Origin of the sequence: Rhodopseudomonas sp. (assembly GCF_036404135.1) — a bacterium.
Taxonomy (GTDB): Bacteria; Pseudomonadota; Alphaproteobacteria; order Rhizobiales; family Xanthobacteraceae; genus Rhodopseudomonas_A.
In genome coordinates this window covers 1-18,701 of record NZ_DASWPE010000153.1, presented here as the reverse complement: position 1 = coordinate 18,701, position 18,701 = coordinate 1, and the positions used below count along the sequence as shown (strand labels likewise).

The following is an 18,701-nucleotide window of genomic DNA, read 5'->3' as shown; positions in this document are numbered from 1 at the left end:
TTGACGAACAGCGGGTTGTAGACCCGGATTTCCGCCGGCACCGCGTCCGCCGCCGACAGCCAATGCATCGTGGCTTTGACCTTGCGGCCGTCCGGCGCGTTGCCGCCGCGGGTCGCCGGATCATAGCTGCAGCGCAATTCGACGATCTCGCCGGCGTCGTTCTTCACCACCTCGGTGCATTTGATGAAATAGGCGTAGCGCAGTCTCACCTCCTTGCCGGGCGACAGCCGGAAGAACTTCTTCGGCGGGGTCTCCATGAAGTCGTCCTGCTCGATCCACAATTCGCGGCCGAACGCGATCTTGCGACTGCCCGCCGCCGGATCGTCCGGATGGTTGACCGCGTCGAGCAGTTCGCTCTCGCCTTCGGGATAATTCTCGATCACCACCTTGAGCGGCCGCAGCACCGCCATCCGCCGCAGCGAGGTCTTGTTGAGTTCTTCGCGGATGCAGAACTCCAGCATGCCGACGTCGACCACGCTGTTGGCCTTGGCGACGCCGATTCTTTTCACGAATTCGCGGATCGCCGCCGGCGGCACGCCGCGCCGCTTCAAGCCGGCGAGGGTCGGCATCCGCGGATCGTCCCAGCCGTTGACATGACCGCCGCGCACCAGCTCGGTCAGCACCCGCTTCGACAGCAGCGTGTAAGTCAGATTGAGCCTGGCGAATTCGTACTGGTGCGGCTTCGACGGCACCGGCAATTTATCGAGCAGCCACTCGTACAGCGGCCGATGGTCCTCGAACTCCAGCGTGCAGATCGAATGGGTGATGCCCTCGATGGCGTCGGACTGGCCGTGGGCGTAATCATAGCTCGGATAGATCGACCAGGCGTCGCCGGTGCGCGGATGGGTGGCGTGCAGGATGCGATACAGCACCGGGTCGCGCAGATTGATGTTGCCCGCGGCCATGTCGATCTTGGCGCGCAGCACCCGCGCGCCGTTGGGAAATTCGCCGGCCTTCATGCGGCGAAACAGATCGAGATTTTCCGCAACCGAACGCTCGCGGAACGGCGAGTTCTTGCCCGGCTCGGTCAGCGTGCCGCGGCTTGCGCGAATCTCCTCCTGCGACTGGTCGTCGACATAAGCGTGGCCGGCCTCGATCAAGGATTCCGCCCAGCCATACAGCCGCTCGAAATAATCCGAGGCGTAGAACAGGTTGGTTCCCCAATCGTAGCCAAGCCAATGCACGTCGGCCTGAATCGAATCGATGTATTCTTGCTCTTCCTTGGTCGGGTTGGTATCGTCGAACCGCAGGTGGCAACGCCCGCCGAATTCCTGCGCAATACCGAAATTCAAAGCGATCGACTTGGCGTGGCCGATATGCAGGTAGCCGTTCGGCTCCGGCGGGAAGCGCGTTACGATCTGGGCGTGTTTCTTGGAGTCGAGATCGGCCTGAACGATATCGCGAATGAAATCGCGCCCTGCCTCAGCCGTCGCTGCCTCTGCCGTCATTGCTGTGAATTCCTGCGTGTCGGGACCTGACGCGTATGTGCCAAATCCGGAGCGCCCCGCCAACCCCGGTTGTCCGATCGAGAGCTTTGTTTATGCATCGTTCCTGCTATACACCCTGCGCGCCGCTCCGGCGTGCCAATCATCGCAGTTTTGAATGACCCGTCCCGTCGTCACCCGCTTCGCCCCCTCGCCCACCGGATTCCTGCATATCGGCGGCGGCCGCACCGCGCTGTTCAACTGGCTGTACGCCAAGAAACGCGGCGGCAAGATGCTGCTGCGGATCGAGGACACCGACCGCGAACGCTCCACCCAGCCGGCGATCGACGCCATCCTCGACGGCCTGAAATGGCTGGAACTGGATTGGGACGGCGACGTCGTCTACCAATACGCCAACGCCGCGCGGCACCGCGAGGTGGTGGACGAGATGCTGGCCGCCGGCACCGCCTATCGCTGCTATGCCAGCGCTGAGGAATTGGCGCAGATGCGCGAATCCGCCAAGGCCGAAGGCCGCACCCGGTTCTACAACGGGCTGTGGCGCGACCGCGATCCGTCGGACGCCCCAGCCGGCGTCAAGCCGACGGTGCGGCTGAAGGCGCCGCTCACCGGCGAGACCGTGATCGAGGATCAGGTGCAGGGCCGCGTGGTCTGGCAGAACGACAATCTCGACGACTTGGTGTTGCTGCGTGGCGACGGCAGCCCGACCTATATGCTGGCGGTGGTGGTCGACGACCACGACATGGGCGTCACCCACGTCATCCGCGGCGACGATCATCTGATCAACGCCGCGCGGCAGAAGCAGATCTATGACGCGCTCGGCTGGGAGCTCCCCAGCATGTCGCACATCCCGCTGATCCACGGGCCGGACGGCTCCAAACTGTCGAAGCGCCACGGCGCGCTCGGCGTCGACGCCTATCGCGCGATGGGATATTTGCCGGCGGCGCTGCGCAATTATCTGGTGCGGCTGGGCTGGAGCCACGGCGACCAGGAAATCTTCTCGACGCAGGAAATGATCGAGGCGTTCGACCTGCCGGCGATCGGCCGCTCCGCGGCGCGGTTCGATTTCGCCAAGCTCGAAAACCTCAACGGCCACTACATCCGCCACGCCGACGATCAATCGCTCGTGACCATGCTGGAAAACGTGTTGCGGTATATTCCGCATGGCGCCGACGTCGCCGCCAAGCTCAACGACACCACCCGCGCGCAATTGCTGCAAGCGATGCCGGGCCTCAAGGAGCGCGCCAAGACGCTGCTGGAGTTGATCGACAGCGCCGGCTTCATCCTGGCCGACCGTCCGCTGCCGATCGAGCCGAAGGCGCAGGCGGTGCTGACGGCTGACACGCGAAAATTGATAGCTCAACTGCGCGCCGCGCTGGAGACGGTGACGTCGTGGTCGGCGGCCACCACCGAGGCGGCGATGCGGGCCTTCGCCGAACAGCACGGCCTGAAGCTCGGCGCGGTGGCGCAGCCGCTGCGCGTGGCGTTGACCGGGCGCACCACCTCGCCGGGGATCTTCGACGTGCTGGCGGTGCTGGGGCGGCAGGAATGCCTGTCGCGGCTCGCCGATCAGGCCTCGGAATAGGCCCAGATTTGGCCTGCCGCGGCACCGGGACGGTGCGTCTTGCAGTGCACACAGCAATAAGCTACGCATTCAACCTGCATAAATAGAACGTCCGGTTTCCGGCGCCGTCTGTTCAGATGGCGGCGGAAGTTGGCCGCTTCGGCAACGATCTCATCGGGGACCACACGATGGACGCAACAACAAATACCAAGAACGCCACGCTCACGGTCGGCAACAAGACCTATGATTTCCCGATATTGAGCGGGACCGTCGGGCCTGATGTCGTCGACATCAGCAAGCTGTACGCCCAGGCCGGAATGTTTACCTACGATCCGGGTTTCACCTCGACCGGCAGCTGCCAATCCAAGATCACCTATATCGACGGCGACGCCGGCATCCTGCAATATCGCGGCTATCCGATCGAGCAGATCGCCGAAAAGGGCGACTTCCTCGAAACCTGCTATCTCCTGCTGTACGGCGAACTGCCCAACAAGGCGGCGAAGGAAGATTTCGACACCCGCGTCACGCACCACAACATGGTGCACGAGCAGATGGCGCGGTTCTTCCAGGGCTTCCGCCGCGACGCCCATCCGATGGCGGTGATGGTGGCCTCGGTCGGCGCGATGGCGGCGTTCTATCACGACTCCACCGACATCAACGATCCGACCCAGCGGATGATCGCCTCGATCCGGATGATCGCCAAGATCCCGACGCTGGCGGCGATGGCCTATAAATACTCGGTCGGTCAGCCGTTCGTGTATCCGCGCAACTCGCTGAGCTATGCCGCGAACTTCCTGCGGATGTGCTTTGCCACGCCGTGCGAGGAATACATCGTCAATCCGGTGCTGGCGCGGGCGCTCGACAAGATCTTCACGCTGCACGCCGACCACGAACAGAACGCGTCGACCTCGACGGTACGGATCGCCGGCTCGTCGGGCGCCAACCCGTTCGCCTGCATCGCCGCCGGCATCGCCTGCCTGTGGGGACCGGCGCATGGCGGCGCCAACGAAGCCGCCTTGGCGATGCTGGCCGAGATCGGTTCGGTCGACAAGATTCCCGACTTCATCCGCCGCGTGAAGGACAAGAACTCGTCGGTGCGGCTGATGGGCTTCGGCCACCGCGTCTACAAGAACTACGATCCGCGCGCCAAGATCATGCAGCAGACCTGCCACGAGGTGCTGGCGGAAACCGGCCATGGCGGCGATCCGCTGCTCAAGGTGGCGATGGAGCTGGAGAAGATCGCGCTCAGCGACGAGTACTTCATCGAGCGCAAGCTGTACCCGAACGTCGACTTCTATTCCGGCATCACGCTGAAGGCGATGGGCTTCCCGACCGACATGTTCACCGTGCTGTTCGCGGTCGCCCGCACCGTCGGCTGGATCAGCCAGTGGAGCGAGATGATTGAGGATCCGCAGCAGAAGATCGGCCGGCCGCGGCAGCTCTACACCGGCGCCACCCGCCGCGACTATGTCGAGATCGGCGAGCGCAGCTAAGCCTGCCGCCTCCTCTGCAATCGATCAACGGCCCGCCTCGCGCGGGCCGTTTTGATTCCGGGATTTGATTCTTCGCGTTTCGATCCGCGGATCAATTCGCCGCAGCGCTGGCGTCGCGAGCCACCGCCAGCACGATGTCGGCGGCGCAGGCGCTCGGCGACTGCGCGCCGGTCGACATGATGGCGTCGATCCGGCCGAAGGCGGCGAGCTGGCGCTGCCGCAGCGGCGAATCCGACAGCACCTCGCGCAATGCCGCGGCCAACGTCGGCGCCGTGCATTCTTCCTGCAGATATTCCGGCGCCACGTTCTCGCCGACCACCAGATTGGCCAGGATCACCGACGCCGAGGTGATCCGCCGCCGCACGATCCAGGCCTCGAGCTGGCCGGCGCGATAGGCGGTGACCATCGGCACGCCGGCGACCGCGAGCTCCAGCGTCACCGTGCCGGACTTGGCGAGCGCGGCGCGGGCGATGCGAAACGCCGCGCGCTTGTCGGTCTCGCCGACCACGATGCGCGGCTGCAGCGGCCAGTGCTTCACCGCCTCGGCGATCAGGGCTTCGAGATGCGGCATGGTCGGCAGAATCAGTTCGAACGCCACGCCCTGCGCCCGCAGCAGCCCGAGCGCCTCGCCGAACACCGCCATGTGATGGCGGATCTCGCTGCGCCGGCTGCCCGGCAGCACCAACAGCACCGGCGGCGCGGCGGCGCGGCGAAGCTGCTCCTGCGCGTCCGGCCGCAGCGTGGCGATCTGTTCGGTCAACGGATGGCCGACATAGCTGCACGGCGGCCCCTGCAGCCGGCGATATTCGTCGGGCTCGAACGGCAGCAGCGCCAGCACGTGGTCGACATATTTGCGCATCACCTTCGCCCGCCCCGGCCGCCATGCCCACACCGTCGGCGAGACGTAGTTCACGATCGGGATCGAGGCGTCGCGCGCCCGCACCCGCCGCGCCACGCGGTGGGTGAAATCCGGGCTGTCGATGATCACCAGCACGTCGGGCGCGGCCTGCAGCACGGCGTGCGCCGCGCTGCGGATGTGGCGCAGGATGGTCGGCAACCGCCGCGCCACCGCCGACAGCCCCATGATCGACAATTCCTCGATCGGAAACAGCGAGGCGAGGCCCTCGGCCGCCATCGTCCGGCCGCCGACGCCTGCGAATTGCGCCGCCTCCCCGAGCCGATCGCGCAATTCGCGGATCAGGCTGGCGCCGAGCCGGTCGCCGGATTCCTCGGTCGCGATCAGGAAGATTCTTCGCACGGCGGGGGTCCTCGCGGCCGTCATCACGCCGGCATGCCGGTGATGAACAGCCCGGCGCGGTCGGCGGCGTCGATCATCGGCTGCGGTTCGGCGACCACGGTGTGGCCGGCGACCACCGCGACCCCGGCAAGCTCCGCGGCGGCGACGCCGGCGATGGTGCGCGGCCCCAGCGCCGGCAGATCGAAGCGCAGGCTCTGGCCGACCTTGGGAGCCTTCACCAGCACGCCCCGCCTCGGCTTGGCGCGGATCAGCCGCTGCGCCCGCAGCCGCGCCACGCTGGCCAGCAAGGCGTCGGTGCCGCCGATGTCCTCGACCGCGACGACATGGCCGTCGATCACCACGCAGCCCTGCCCGATATCGAACGGGCTCAGCGCCGCCAGCACCGCGCGGCCCTTGGCGATATCCGCCGTGGTGCTGCCGTCGGGCGTGGCGCGGGTCACGCAGCCCGCCGGCATCAACAGGTCCGGCGCGACGTCGCGGATGCCGAGCAGCCGGAAGCCGTCCTGCTCGAAGATCTGGCCGATGCCGGACAAGAGATGGTCGTCGCCGCCGCGATACGCCGCCATCACCGCGCGGATCACCTTGAGCGCGCCCCAGTCCAGCCGGACCTCGGCCAAGGATGGCCGCACCACCGCGCCGATGAACACCAGCTCGCGGCAATGCTCGGCGCGCAGCAGCTTCTGCAGCCGGCCGAACCGGCCGATCGAAATCCAGTGGTGACGAAACCGGCTGACCGCGGCGGCGTCGCAAAAACCGTTCAGCGCAAAGATGATCGGGGTGATGCCGCGCGCCAGCAGCGAGTCAGCGACCGCGAACGGCAACACACCGCCGCCCGCGACCAGGCCGATCGGTGAGGAGATCTGCACGCCCTCGGCCATCGCCCGCCCATCGCTCCGCTAATCGACGACGCTGCCGCCGTCGCCCGGCATGCACAGCGAGCGATGCCGGCCGCCGCGCGCCTTGCCCTCGTCGATGAAGGCGATGATCTCGGCGATCGCCGGATCCTCGCCGCCACGCGGCCGCACCCGCTCCAGCCGATCGGCGAACAGGCCTTCGCTCTGGAACAGGTCGTCGAAGAACGAGCGCACCACGACGAGGCGCCGCTTGGTGAATTTGCGCCGCCGCATGCCGACGATATTCAAGCCCGAAAGCTTCGCATAGATGCCGTTGGCCAGACCATACGGAATGACGTCGTCGCGCACCCCGCTGGCGCCGCCGATCATCACCTGGGCGCCGACCCGGGTGAACTGCTGAAACACCGTCATGCCGCCGATGAAGGTGAAATCGCCGATCTCGCAATGTCCGCCGAGCGTGGCGGTGTTGGCGAAAATCACGTCGTTGCCGACGTGGCAATCGTGGCCGATATGGCTGCCGGTCATGAAGAAGCCGCGGTCGCCGACCCTCGTGACACCGCCGCCCGACACCGTGCCGCGGTTCATCGTCACCGACTCGCGAATCGTGCAGCCGGAGCCGACTTGCAGCGTGGTCGGCTCGCCCTTGTAGCCGGTGGATTGCGGCGGCGTGCCTAGCGAAGCGAACGGATAAATCGTGGTGTCGTCGCCGATCGTAGTGTGACCGTCGATATTGACGTGCGACAGCAGCCGACAGTTGGCGCCGATCACCGCGTCGCGGCCGACGATGCAGAACGGACCGATCGAGGTGCCGTCGCCGATCACGGCGCCATCTTCAACCCGCGCGGTGGAATCGATCTTGCTCATGGCGCTCCAGTCTTAGAATGTCGATTGAGCATGCGCTTTTTTTGCAAAAACCGCGCTCCGCGGCCTCATGCTCGAGGTGTGGATTGCGAGTGGGTAGCCCGCGCGACCACCGCTGTCCACTAACGTTGAATGACGCAATATGACATCGGCCCGGCCGGGCACGCACGGCTGAAGCGCCGCGCCAGCATCGGTTCAGCGCAAGCGACGCGGCCGCTCAGTCGGTCAGCATCGCCCCGACATCGGCTTCCGCGACCACCACGCCGTTGACCTTGGCGTCGCCATGAAACCACCACATCGACTTGCGGCGGCCGACGCTGCGCATGTGATATTCGATGGTGTCGCCGGGCAGCACCGGCTTGCGAAACTTGCACTTGTCGATGGTGAGGAAATACACCGCGCGCGGCTTCTCGGTGCCCTCCACCGACATGATGCCGATCACCCCGGCGGTCTGCGCCATGCCCTCGATCATCAAGACGCCGGGAAACACCGGGCGTTCGGGGAAATGCCCGAGAAACGCCGGCTCGTTGACGGTGACGTTCTTGATGCCGATGCCGCTGTAATCCTGGCGGATGTTGACGACGCGATCGATCAGCAAAAACGGATAGCGGTGCGGCAGGGTCTTGAGAATCGTGTTGATGTCCACGGTCTCGATTCTGATCGGTGACTCCATCAACCCCGCCTCTCGTCCTTCGCATCCTTCGAATCCGCGCCCGGCGCGCCGCCACGCGGCAAGCGCTCCACCGCGAGGATTTCGCGGAACCATTGCTTGGTCGGCTTTGCGAAGAAGCCGCCCCAGCGGCCATTGGCCGGCACGTCGTCCTTGACCGCGCTCATCGCGGTCACCTGGGCGCCATCGCCGATGTGGAGATGATTGTTGATCCCGACCTTGGCGCCCAGCGCGACGTTGTCGCCGAGCGTCAGGCTCCCGGCAAGCCCGCATTGCGCGGCAATCAGGCAATGTCGACCAATTGTTACATTGTGGCCGATCTGCACCTGATTATCGATCTTGCTGCCCTCGCCGATCACGGTGTCGCGCAGGCTGCCGCGGTCGATGGTGGTGCCGGCGCCGATCTCGACGTCGTTCTGGATGATGACGCGGCCGGTCTGCGGCACCTTTTGATGGGTCTCGGCGAAGATGAAGCCGTAGCCGTCCTGGCCGATCTGGCAGCCGGGATGGATCAGCACGTTGTTGCCGATCAGCGCGAATTGAATGACGGTGCCGGCGCCGACATTGCAGTCCCGCCCGATCCGGACCCCCGGCGACAGCACCGCGCCCGAGCCGATCACCGAACCGGCGCCGATTTCCACATGCGGGCCGATCACCGCCAAGGGGTCGACGGTGACGCCGTCCTCCAGATGCGCGGTCGGATGGATCACCGCGGAGGCCGCGATCCCGGTGAGGTCGAAGCCGGACTGCGGCCGCATCGCATCCTCATGGATGAGGCGGGCATAGGCGACGAAGGCGCGGAACGGCCGCTTGGCGCGCAGCACCGCGACGTGCGGCGGCACGCTGGCCTCGAACCGCTCGCTGACCAGACAGGCGCCGGCGCGGGTCTGCGCCAACTGCCCGGCATATTTGACGTTCTCGAAGAAGCCGAGATGCATCGGGCCGGCCTCGTCGAGCGAGGCCACCCCGGTGATGCGCTGATCGGCGCGCGAGGCGTCGGCCAGCTCCGCCTTCGTCAACGCGGCGATTTCAGCCAGCGTCGACGAAGCGCCTTGTTTAAAGAACGATGGTTGCGCCATTACGCCCGTCGCAGTCTGGCCCCGGTCGGGCTCAGAACGAGGTACCGCCACCGAACTTGAACTGCTGCACGCGGTCGTACTGACCCTTGGTGATCGGGATCGCGTAGTCGAAGCGCAGCGGACCGAACGGCGAGGCCCAGATCAGGCCGACACCGACCGAGGTGCGGACCAGATTGCTGTCGTCGTAGGTCATCCCGGCGCAGGTGCCGATCGCATTCTTGGTGGCCGGAGCGCAACCCACGGTGTTGACCTGGTTGGTCAGCGCCCACGAGGTCGGCCCCTTGTAGTCCCACAGCGAACCGGCATCGGCATAGACCGCGCCCTTGATCCCGACTTCCTTCGGCAGGAACCAGAACGGCATCTGCAATTCCGCCGACGCGCCCCAATATTTGGTGCCGCCCAGCGCATCGCCGTAGCCGGTCAAGTAGTAGTTCGAGATATCGCGCGGACCGATGCCGTTCGGCGCAAAGCCGCGCACCAGGTTCGGACCCATCTGGAAGTGATCCAGCATCCGGATGTCCTTGCCGCCGGCTTCGTTCAGGATACCGCCCTGAACATGGATCAGGCCGACGATATCCGACACCAGCGGGGTGTAGTATTTCGCATCGAAGGCCGACTTCAGATAGCTGACGTCGCCGCCGACGCCGGCGTAATCTTCCCGGAAGTCGATCAGCAGGCCGTCGGTCGGGTTCTTGTTGTTGTCGAGGGTGTTGTAGGTCAGCGTGTAGCCGATCGCCGAGGTCAGCGACTTGCCGTCCTGCAATTCGATGCGGACCGGAAGTGCGGCTTCGCCGTCGCCGAGACAGCCATAGGCACCATAGGCGGTGGGATTATCGTTCCCGGCGTTGATGAAGCCCGGGGTCGGGAAATATGACGACGTGCCGAAGTTGTTGTTACAATTGTTCAGCGCGTCCGGCAGCGAGATTTCCTGCTGATAGATCGAATAGCGCACCTGCAACGACAGGTCTTCCCGCAGGCCGAAGCCGAGCCGCGGGCTGAAGCCCAGCGTCTTGGTGGTGTAGGAGACGTAGCTGTTGGCGAGCTGCTGGCGCTGATAGAGGTCGAGGCCGAGAGCCACCCGGTAGTCGAGCAGATAGGGCTCGACCAGCGACAGCGAATAGCCGCGGGAATATTGCCCATAGCTCACCGAGGCCTTGGCGAACAGGCCGCGGCCGAGGAAGTTGCGCTCCGACACCGAGACTTCGGCCAACGCGCCGTCGCTGGTGGAATAGCCGCCCGACACCGAGAAGTCGCCGGTGGATTTCTCTTCGAGGTCGACCACCAGAATGATGCGGTCGCTCGACGAGCCGGGCTCGGTGACGACCTTGACGCTCTTGAAGAAGTCGAGGTTCTTCAGCCGGCGCTCGGCACGATCGACCAGCGCGCGGTTGTAGGCGTCGCCTTCGGACAGATCGAATTCGCGGCGGATCACGTAGTCCCGGGTGCGGGTGTTACCGCGCACGTCGATGCGCTCGATATAGGTGCGCGGACCTTCATCGATCGCGAACACGATCGAGACGGTGTGGTTGTCGAAATTGCGATCGCCGCGCGGACGCACGGTGGCGAAGGAATAGCCGCGGCGCGAGGCTTCGATCGACATTTCCTCGACCGACTTTTCCAGCGCTTCGGCGTTGTACAGCGAGCCCACCGAGACCCGCGAATAACTGCGGAACGAGTTGGCGTCCAAGGTCGGAATGGTCGACTGGAACTCGACCGAACCGACGCGATATTGCTGGCCTTCCTCGATCTTGAAGGTGACCAGGAAGCCCTTCTTCTCCGGATCGTATTCGGTCAGCGCGGCGACCACCTGGACGTCGGCATAGCCGTGCTTGAGGTAGTAGCGGCGGATCAGGTCGCGGTCGGCTTCGACCCGGTCCGGATCGTACAGATCGCCCGACGCCAGGAAGCTCAGGAAATTGGATTCGTGGGTCTTGATGACGTCCTTCAGCCGGTACGACGAGAACGCATTGTTGCCGATGAATTCGATCGAACGGACGCCGGTCTTGGCGCCCTCCTCGACCGTGAAGATCAGGTCGACACGGTTGTTCGGCTGCTCGATGATTTCCGGCGTGACGCGCACGTCATAGCGGCCGGAATGGCGATAGACTTCGGCGATGCGCAGGGCGTCGGATTGCACCATCGGCCGCGACAGCGTGCCGCGCGCCTTGGACTGGATTTCCGCGGTGAGCTGCTCGTCCTTGACCTTCTTGTTGCCTTCGAACGCGACCCGGCCGATCACCGGGTTTTCCACCACGGTCACCACCAGCCGGCCGCCGGCCTGGTTGATGCGAACATCCTGGAACAGCCCGGTCTCGATCAGCGCCTTGAGCCCGTCATCGATCCGTCCCTGGTCGAGACGACCACCGGGGCCCGGCTTGAAATAGGAGCGGATGGTTTCGACCTCGACGCGTCGGTTGCCTTCGACGGCGATCGACTCGGCCGTTTGGGCAGCCGCGGGCGACGCCACCAGCGCTGCGGTCACCGTAGCGGCGACAGGCATGGCGAAAAACACCAGGGCCGCCAGCAGGCCTCCCCGAAACACTCGCATTCCAACGTTCATGCGCAACGCGCCCTTGTCATTCCAGTGCCGGCCCGCACCCCTGCGCACCGGCAGATTCCCATTCGCTGCATCGCTTGTAGACAATTTTGTCGATTGGGCAAACGGCCATTCGCGGTGCAATTTCAATTTCATTCCAAGACGTTGCCTATCGGCCACGGCTTCCGAATCGCGGCTCATGACGCGGCCAGATGCAAGATGTCATTGTAGGTCGCGAACACCATCAGCATCAAAACCAGCCCCAAACCGATGCGAAAACCCATTTCCTGCGCCCGATCCGACAACGGCCGCCCGCGCGCCGCCTCCACCGCATAGAACAAAAGGTGGCCGCCATCGAGCAGAGGTACCGGAAACAGGTTAAGGAGTCCGATCGAAACCGATAGCACCGCGGCCAGATGCAGCAGCGGCGACAGCCCGAAGGTCGCGACCTGGCCGGAGATCTGGGCGATTCGCAGCGGCCCGCCGAGCTGGTCGGCGGCCTCGCGGCCGGTGAAGATGCCGCCGATATAGGCCAGCGTGCGATCGACGACGAACCAGGTTTCCTTGACGCCGAGCACCAGCGCGGTTCCCGGATTGACCCGCTCGGTGACCACGTCGCCCGGATTGGTGGCGCGGCTGATGCCGAGGATGCCGACGCGGTGAGCGTTGCCGAAGGCGTCCTTGATCTCCTTCAGCACCGGGGTGGCGCGCAATTCCAGCGTGGCGTCGCCGCGCTTGACCATGAAGGTGAGCTGCTCGCCGGCCTCGCTGCCGACGGCGCGCTGCATTTCGGTGAAGCTGCCGATGGCCTTGCCGTCGATTTGCACCACCACGTCGCCCGGCTGGAATCCGGCAGCGGCGGCGGGGCTGTCGGCCTGCACTGCGTCAACCCGGGCGCTGGTGATCGGCCGCCCGGAAATCGTGAACAGCGCCGCGAAAATCGCGATCGAGAGTAGGAAATTGGCGATCGGGCCGGCGGCGACGATGGCGGCGCGCGGACCGACCTTCTTGTGGTGGAAGCTGCCTTCGCGTTCCGCCTCGGTCATCGACGCCAGCGCGGTGTTGGACGGCGTCGAGGCCTCGCTCTCGTCGCCGAAGAATTTGACGTAGCCGCCGAGCGGCACCGCGGAGATCTTCCAGCGGGTGCCGTGCTTGTCGTTGAAGCCGATCAGCTCCGGACCAAAGCCCAGCGAGAACGTCAGCACCTTCACCCCGGCCCAGCGGGCGACCAGGAAATGCCCCAGTTCATGGAAGAACACCACAATCGTCAAAACGAACAGAAAGGGGATCACATAGCCGATCACCCCATGGCTCAACACATTGAAACTGTTTAGAAATATGTCAGCCATCCGATTTCCCTCAGCAGAGCCGGAGGCCCCGTCTGTAATGCTCTAGGATGCCTTTGCGGCAATTTGAGGCAACAGCGCGGCAGCCATATCGCGCGCATTGTGGTCGATGGCGATGGCATCGTCGGCACAGCTCAACGGCGCCAGATTGCCGGCCCGGATCCACGAATTCAGGGTCTCCTCGACCAGTCGGGCGATCGCGCCGAACCGGATCCGCTGCGCGATGAAGGCCGCCACCGCGATCTCGTTGGCGGCGTTGTAGACCGTGGTGGCGCCGTTGCCGGCGCGCAGCGCGTCATAGGCCAGCTTCAAACCGGGGAACCGGGCGTAATCCGGCGCCTCGAAGGTCAGGGTTCCGATCTTGGCGAGGTCGAGCGGCGCGGCGCGGCCGACGATGCGGTCCGGCCAGCCCAGGCAATGCGCGATCGGGGTGCGCATGTCGGGCGAGCCGAGCTGCGCCACCACCGAGCGGTCGGAAAACTCGACCATGCCGTGGATGATCGACTGCGGATGCACCACGACGTCGATTTCGTCGGGCGACAGCGCGAACAGCCAGGACGCCTCGATCACTTCGAGGCCCTTGTTCATCATCGAGGCCGAATCGATGGTGATCTTCTGGCCCATGCTCCAGTTCGGATGTTTCAGGGCCTGCGCCAGCGTCGCCTGCTCGATGTCGGCGGCGGCCCAGGTGCGGAACGGGCCGCCCGAGGCGGTGATGATCACCTTGGTGAGTTCGTCGCGGTTGCCGGAGGCCAGCGCCTGGAACAGCGCGTTGTGCTCGGAATCCGCGGGCAGGATGGTGGCTCCGGCCTTCGCGGCGCGGTCCATGAAGAATTCCCCGGCGCACACCAGGCATTCCTTGTTGGCGAGCGCAACGTGGGCGCCGCGATCGACCGCGGCCAGCGCCGGCTTCAGACCGGCAGCGCCGGCGACCGCCGCCATCACCCAGTCGGCCGGGCGTTCGGCGGCCTCGACGATGGCGCCGTCCCCTGCCCCGCAGGCGATCCCGCTGCCGGCCAGCGCCGCGCGCAATTCGCTGAGCCGCGCCGGATCGGCCACCGCGACGAAGCGGGCGTTGAATTCCTTTGCGAGCTTCGCCAGACCCGCGACGTTGGTGTTGGCGGTCAACGCCTCGACCTGGTAGCGCTCGGGCGAGGCCCGCAGCAGGTCCATGGTGCTGTCGCCGATCGACCCGGTGGCCCCGAGCACGCTGACGCTACGGAGGCCGGACGCCGCGACCTTGGCGTTTCGCAATGGAACTGCACTCATTTTTCTCACCAAACCATAAGACCGCGGCCGGCGCCATCCAAAGCGCCCCGCATCACCCCGAACAGGGCCGCAACGACAATCGCCGCAACATAGCCGTCGAGGCGGTCGAGCAGACCGCCATGACCGGGGATGATGTGGCTGGAATCCTTGACGCCGAACCGCCGCTTCACCGCCGATTCGAACAAATCGCCGAGCTGCGAGACCACCGACAATAGCGCCGCCAGCGCCAATAGCGGCAGCCATTTGCCATAGCCGAGCGCGGCAAAGCCGCAGGCCACCACAAGGCTGCCGAAAAATCCGCCGAGCGCGCCGGCCCAGGTCTTCTTCGGGCTGACCCGCGGCCACAGCTTCGGGCCGCCGATGCCGCGGCCGGCGAAATAGCCGCCGATATCGGTCACCCAGACCACGAGCAGCACCAGGATCAGCGCGGCGAAACCCTCGCTTGCGTCGAGCCGGACCAGCACCGAGGCGATCAGCGCCGCGGCGGCGTAGCCATAGCCCAGCACGCTCCAGCCGCGCCGTTCAGGATTCAGCGCCGCCACGGCGACCAGGCCTGCGACGATCACAAAAACGCAGAGTGCGCCCTGCCCCAGCGCCAGCGCGCCGCCGCCCAACGCCAAGCCGGCGCTTCCGGCCACGACCACGCGCTTGTCGCCCGCCGCGCCGACGACGCTCAGCCATTCGATATAGAGGCCGACCGCGACCGCCGTGGCCAGCACCGCCCAGACCCAGCCGCCGGCATAGGCAATGCCGATCGCCAGCGGCGCCAGCACCAGCGCGGTCGCTGCCCGCATCACCAGGTTGCGCGAGCCGGTGTCGGCCGCCGGTGTCGGCGCCGAATGTTGCTGATCCACCTCGGTCACGATCCTGTTTTCGCCGCCAACCCGCCGAACCGGCGTTCACGGCGGGCGTATTCGGCGATCGCGCCCTCGAGCGCCGCCTTGTCGAAATCTGGCCAGTGAATCGGCACGAACACAAGTTCGCTGTAGGCCGCCTGCCACATCAAAAAGTTGGAGAGCCGCTGCTCGCCGCTAGTGCGGATGATCAGGTCGGGATCGGGAATGTCGGGGGCGTCGAGATACTGGCTGAGGCTGTCGGGATCGATGGAAGCCGGATCGCGCTTGCCCTCGGCGACCTCGCGGGCCAGCCGCTGCGCGGCGTTGGCGATTTCCTGGCGCGAGCCGTAGTTGAAGGCGACCACCAGATTGAGCCGCGTGTTGTTGCGGGTCAGCTCTTCGGCCTCGGTCAGCAGCGCGCACAGGTCCGGCTCGAGCCCTTCGCGCTCGCCGATCACCCTAACCCGCACGCCATCGCGGTGCAGCGTGGCGAGATCGTTGCGGATGAAGCGGCGCAGCAGGCCGAACAGATCGCCGATCTCGCTGGCCGGCCGCGACCAGTTTTCCGAGCTGAACGAGAAGATCGTCAGATAGGCGATGCCGAGTTCGTTGGCGGCGCGGACCACGCGGCGCAGCGCGTCGACGCCGCGACGATGGCCTTCGGCGCGCGGCAAGCCGCGCGCCGCCGCCCAGCGGCCGTTGCCGTCCATGATGATGGCGACGTGCACGGGCACCTCGGAGGAATCCGATCGGTCAGGCGCGGGCGCGGCGACGTTCGACATAGGTCAATTCCCAATGCGTAATCCGCGAAGAGGCTTCCCGTTTGCCGCAACAAGTTCATCAGTAGGCTGCGCATATTCCGATCGCAAGGCCGCAGCCACGATCGGCCTCAGACGGTCAGGATTTCCTTTTCCTTAGCCGCCAGCAGCTGGTCAACCTCGAGAATCGTCGCGTCGGTGGCCTTTTGCACCTCATGCGCCAGGCGCTCCTGATCGTCCTCGGAAATCTCACTGCTCTTTTCGAGCTTTTTCAGGGTGTCGAGGCCGTCGCGGCGGACGTGGCGGACCGCAACCCGGGCCGCCTCGGCATATTTATGCGCCACCTTGACCAGTTCCTTGCGGCGCTCCTCGTTGAGCTCCGGAATCCGCAGCCGCAGCACCTGGCCCTCGGTAGCCGGGCTGAGGCCGAGATTGGAATCGACGATGGCCTTTTCGACCGCTTTGACCATCGACTTGTCCCACACCTGCACCGACAACAGCCGGGGCTCCGGGACGCTGACGGTGGCCAGCTGGTTCAGCGGCATGTGGCTGCCATAGGCTTCGACCTGCACCGGCTCCAGCATCGACGCCGCGGCGCGGCCGGTCCGCAGGCCACCCAGTTCGTGCTTGAGAGATTGGGTGGCGCCCTGCATCCGGCGCTTCAATTCGTTGATGTCAAAACCGCCCGTTGGCATTGCCGCCTCTCCTTGCAAACGCTTACTCAATCCATGCAGCCGCCGCGTTGCGCGGCGCCGCGATCAGCCCGCCACCACCGTGCCGCGCCCGGTCCCGCTCAGGATCGCGCCGATCGAACCGGCTTCGGCGATCGAGAACACGATGATAGGCAGCGCACTTTCCCGGGCAAGCGCGAATGCGGTGGCGTCCATGACCTTATAGCCGCCTTCCAGCGCCTGCGAATGCGACAGCCGCTCGAAACGCTGCGCTGACGGATGTTTTTTCGGATCGGCGCTGTAGACGCCGTCGACATTGGTGGCCTTCAGCACCGCCTGCGCGCCGATCTCGGCGGCCCGCAATACCGCCGTGGTATCGGTGGTAAAGAACGGATTGCCGGTGCCGCCGGCCAGCAGCACGATCTTGCCTTCGGCCAGATAGCGATGCGCCGCACCGCGGGTGAACAATTCACAGACCTGCGGCATCACGAATGCCGACAAGGTCCGCGCCGCCACCGCGCGGCGCTCGATCGCCGCTTCCAGCGCCAGGCAGTTCATCACCGTGGCGAGCATGCCCATGGTATCGCCGGTCGGCCGCGACACCCCGCGCGACGACACCTCAACGCCGCGAAAGATGTTGCCGCCGCCGACCACCACCGCGATCTCGACGCCGAGCTTCTGCGCCGCGATCAGGTCGCCGGCGATCCGGTCGATGGTCGGCTGATCGATACCGAATGACTGGGCGCCGGCGAAATATTCGCCGGACAACTTGATCACGACCCGACGATAGACCGGCTCACCCATGATGCGATCGTTCCTTCCGAGCGCGGCACCCGGCCGTTGCGTCGGGCGCCGCTGTCGGCGGTTACTTCTGGCCGCTGGCCGCGGCGACTTCGGCGGCGAAGTCGGAGGTCTGCCTCTCGATGCCCTCGCCGAGCGCGTAGCGCACGAAGCCGGTGACTTTGATCGGCGCGCCGACCTTGCCCTCGGCTTCCTTGACCGCCTGCGCCACCGACTTGCCCTTCTCGTCGAAGATGAAGGCCTGCTCCAACAGACAGACTTCCTTGTAGTAGGTCTTCAGGCCGTTCTCGACGATCTTGGCGATCATCGCCTCGGGCTTGCCCTGCTGGCGATACTTGTCGGCCATCACGTCCTTCTCGCGCGCCACCACTTCGGGATCGAGCCCGGCGGGCTCCAGCGCCTGCGGATTGGCGGAAGCGACGTGCATCGACAGCTGCTTGCCGAGCGCGGCCAATTCGTCGGTCTTGCCGGCGGATTCCAGCGCCACGATGACGCCGAGCTTGCCGGCGCCTTCGGTGACGGCGTTATGCACGTAGCTCGCCACCACGCCCTGCCCGACTTCGAGCACGGCGGCGCGGCGCAGCGTCATGTTCTCGCCGATGGTGGCGATCGCGTCGGCGATCGCGGTGGCGACCGTCGAGGAGCCGACCGGCGCGGCGTTGATCTTGTCGAGATCGGCGCCAACCTTCAACGCGACCTGGGCGATCATCTTGACCAGGCCCTGGAACTGTTCGTTGCGGGCGACGAAATCGGTCTCGGAATTGACCTCGACCAGCACGCCCTTGGTCTTGTCGGTCAAGGCGCCGATCAGGCCTTCGGCGGCGACGCGGCCGGCCTTTTTGGCGGCCTTCGACAGGCCCTTCTTGCGCAGCCAGTCGATGGCGGCTTCGATGTCGCCCTGCGTTTCGTTGAGCGCGGCCTTGCAGTCCATCATGCCGACGCCGGTCTTTTCGCGAAGGTCCTTCACCATCGCGGCGCTGATCTGGGCCATGCTGTTTGTCCTCGCACAGGCTCCGGGACGAAAAATGGCCGGAGCGAGATGAAACGAAACTGCGGCCATCCTGTCGGAATGGCCGCAGATGAAAACCGGTCGTCCCACCAAACGCGGCGACCTGGTACCTTTGGCAGCCTTGGATGCCGTCCCGCCTGGGCGAAACAGCGGCTGCAGCCGTGAACCTAGGCCCCGGCCATCGCTTCGCGGGCCTGAGCGACCCAGCCTTCGCGCTCGATGCGGCCGTTCAGCTTCAGATCCTGGTCGAGCTT

General features: G+C 65.6%; 16 protein-coding genes. 2 read left to right on the top strand and 14 right to left on the bottom strand.

What is annotated here, in order from left to right; genetic code table 11:
• Positions 1-1,448: glutamine--tRNA ligase/YqeY domain fusion protein (locus tag VGC77_RS18325; protein ID WP_331172999.1), on the bottom strand; the 1,448-nt coding region annotated here is incomplete at its 3' end.
• A 154-nt stretch (positions 1,449-1,602) separates the two neighbouring features.
• Between VGC77_RS18325 and gltX the strand changes: the two genes are divergently transcribed.
• Both gltX and gltA read left to right on the top strand, forming a co-directional pair.
• On the top strand, positions 1,603-3,027 hold the full coding sequence (gene gltX, locus VGC77_RS18320) for a glutamate--tRNA ligase (RefSeq protein WP_331172998.1): 1,425 nt from the start codon (positions 1,603-1,605) through the stop codon (positions 3,025-3,027).
• Positions 3,028-3,194: 167 nt separating this feature from the next.
• Entirely contained in the window at positions 3,195-4,499 is a 1,305-nt protein-coding gene (gltA, locus tag VGC77_RS18315; protein ID WP_331172997.1) for a citrate synthase, read from the top strand.
• 91 nt (positions 4,500-4,590) lie between these two features.
• Here the strand turns inward: gltA and lpxB are convergent, their stop codons facing one another.
• The 13 genes from lpxB to tsf all read right to left on the bottom strand — a co-directional run bounded on the left by lpxB (position 4,591) and on the right by tsf (position 18,429).
• On the bottom strand, positions 4,591-5,781 hold the full coding sequence (lpxB, locus tag VGC77_RS18310; protein WP_331172996.1) for a lipid-A-disaccharide synthase: 1,191 nt from the start codon (positions 5,779-5,781) through the stop codon (positions 4,591-4,593).
• Positions 5,781-6,635: an LpxI family protein gene (locus tag VGC77_RS18305; protein ID WP_331172995.1), complete on the bottom strand. Its 855-nt coding sequence runs from the start codon at positions 6,633-6,635 to the stop codon at positions 5,781-5,783. Before VGC77_RS18305 ends, lpxB begins: the two co-directional genes overlap by 1 nt.
• Before the next feature lie 18 nt (positions 6,636-6,653).
• Positions 6,654-7,475 (bottom strand): acyl-ACP--UDP-N-acetylglucosamine O-acyltransferase, encoded by an 822-nt coding sequence (gene lpxA / locus VGC77_RS18300; RefSeq protein ID WP_331172994.1) that lies wholly within the window; start codon positions 7,473-7,475, stop codon positions 6,654-6,656.
• A gap of 214 nt (positions 7,476-7,689) precedes the next feature.
• Positions 7,690-8,145 (bottom strand): 3-hydroxyacyl-ACP dehydratase FabZ, encoded by a 456-nt coding sequence (fabZ, locus tag VGC77_RS18295; RefSeq protein ID WP_331172993.1) that lies wholly within the window; start codon positions 8,143-8,145, stop codon positions 7,690-7,692.
• Positions 8,145-9,221, bottom strand: a complete 1,077-nt coding sequence (gene lpxD / locus VGC77_RS18290; RefSeq protein ID WP_331172992.1) for a UDP-3-O-(3-hydroxymyristoyl)glucosamine N-acyltransferase — start codon at positions 9,219-9,221, stop codon at positions 8,145-8,147. Before lpxD ends, fabZ begins: the two co-directional genes overlap by 1 nt.
• A 31-nt stretch (positions 9,222-9,252) precedes the next feature.
• Positions 9,253-11,781, bottom strand: a complete 2,529-nt coding sequence (gene bamA / locus VGC77_RS18285) for an outer membrane protein assembly factor BamA (RefSeq protein WP_331172991.1) — start codon at positions 11,779-11,781, stop codon at positions 9,253-9,255.
• Positions 11,782-11,954: 173 nt separating this feature from the next.
• On the bottom strand, positions 11,955-13,106 hold the full coding sequence (gene rseP / locus VGC77_RS18280; protein WP_331172990.1) for an RIP metalloprotease RseP: 1,152 nt from the start codon (positions 13,104-13,106) through the stop codon (positions 11,955-11,957).
• A gap of 42 nt (positions 13,107-13,148) precedes the next feature.
• Positions 13,149-14,372, bottom strand: a complete 1,224-nt coding sequence (gene dxr / locus VGC77_RS18275) for a 1-deoxy-D-xylulose-5-phosphate reductoisomerase (RefSeq protein ID WP_331172989.1) — start codon at positions 14,370-14,372, stop codon at positions 13,149-13,151.
• Positions 14,373-14,377: 5 nt separating this feature from the next.
• On the bottom strand, positions 14,378-15,226 hold the full coding sequence (locus VGC77_RS18270) for a phosphatidate cytidylyltransferase (protein WP_331172988.1): 849 nt from the start codon (positions 15,224-15,226) through the stop codon (positions 14,378-14,380).
• Positions 15,227-15,231: 5 nt separating this feature from the next.
• Positions 15,232-15,990: an isoprenyl transferase gene (locus VGC77_RS18265; protein ID WP_331172987.1), complete on the bottom strand. Its 759-nt coding sequence runs from the start codon at positions 15,988-15,990 to the stop codon at positions 15,232-15,234.
• 107 nt (positions 15,991-16,097) lie between these two features.
• Positions 16,098-16,661, bottom strand: a complete 564-nt coding sequence (gene frr / locus VGC77_RS18260; RefSeq protein ID WP_331172986.1) for a ribosome recycling factor — start codon at positions 16,659-16,661, stop codon at positions 16,098-16,100.
• Between the two features lie 63 nt (positions 16,662-16,724).
• Positions 16,725-17,441 (bottom strand): UMP kinase, encoded by a 717-nt coding sequence (gene pyrH, locus VGC77_RS18255; protein WP_331172985.1) that lies wholly within the window; start codon positions 17,439-17,441, stop codon positions 16,725-16,727.
• Positions 17,442-17,502: 61 nt separating this feature from the next.
• Positions 17,503-18,429: a translation elongation factor Ts gene (gene tsf / locus VGC77_RS18250; RefSeq protein ID WP_331172984.1), complete on the bottom strand. Its 927-nt coding sequence runs from the start codon at positions 18,427-18,429 to the stop codon at positions 17,503-17,505.
• Positions 18,430-18,701 lie beyond the last annotated feature (272 nt).

Bases quoted from the DNA above. Each gene is read 5' to 3' on its own strand.
- gltX (WP_331172998.1), top strand. From the start codon at position 1,603: ATGACCCGTCCCGTCGTCACCCGCTTCGCCCCCTCGCCCACCGGATTC.
- gltA (WP_331172997.1), top strand. From the start codon at position 3,195: ATGGACGCAACAACAAATACCAAGAACGCCACGCTCACGGTCGGCAAC.
- lpxB (WP_331172996.1), bottom strand. From the start codon at position 5,781: ATGACGGCCGCGAGGACCCCCGCCGTGCGAAGAATCTTCCTGATCGCG.
- VGC77_RS18305 (WP_331172995.1), bottom strand. From the start codon at position 6,635: ATGGCCGAGGGCGTGCAGATCTCCTCACCGATCGGCCTGGTCGCGGGC.
- lpxA (WP_331172994.1), bottom strand. From the start codon at position 7,475: ATGAGCAAGATCGATTCCACCGCGCGGGTTGAAGATGGCGCCGTGATC.
- fabZ (WP_331172993.1), bottom strand. From the start codon at position 8,145: ATGGAGTCACCGATCAGAATCGAGACCGTGGACATCAACACGATTCTC.
- lpxD (WP_331172992.1), bottom strand. From the start codon at position 9,221: ATGGCGCAACCATCGTTCTTTAAACAAGGCGCTTCGTCGACGCTGGCT.
- bamA (WP_331172991.1), bottom strand. From the start codon at position 11,781: ATGAACGTTGGAATGCGAGTGTTTCGGGGAGGCCTGCTGGCGGCCCTG.
- rseP (WP_331172990.1), bottom strand. From the start codon at position 13,106: ATGGCTGACATATTTCTAAACAGTTTCAATGTGTTGAGCCATGGGGTG.
- dxr (WP_331172989.1), bottom strand. From the start codon at position 14,372: ATGAGTGCAGTTCCATTGCGAAACGCCAAGGTCGCGGCGTCCGGCCTC.
- VGC77_RS18265 (WP_331172987.1), bottom strand. From the start codon at position 15,990: ATGTCGAACGTCGCCGCGCCCGCGCCTGACCGATCGGATTCCTCCGAG.
- frr (WP_331172986.1), bottom strand. From the start codon at position 16,661: ATGCCAACGGGCGGTTTTGACATCAACGAATTGAAGCGCCGGATGCAG.
- pyrH (WP_331172985.1), bottom strand. From the start codon at position 17,441: ATGGGTGAGCCGGTCTATCGTCGGGTCGTGATCAAGTTGTCCGGCGAA.
- tsf (WP_331172984.1), bottom strand. From the start codon at position 18,429: ATGGCCCAGATCAGCGCCGCGATGGTGAAGGACCTTCGCGAAAAGACC.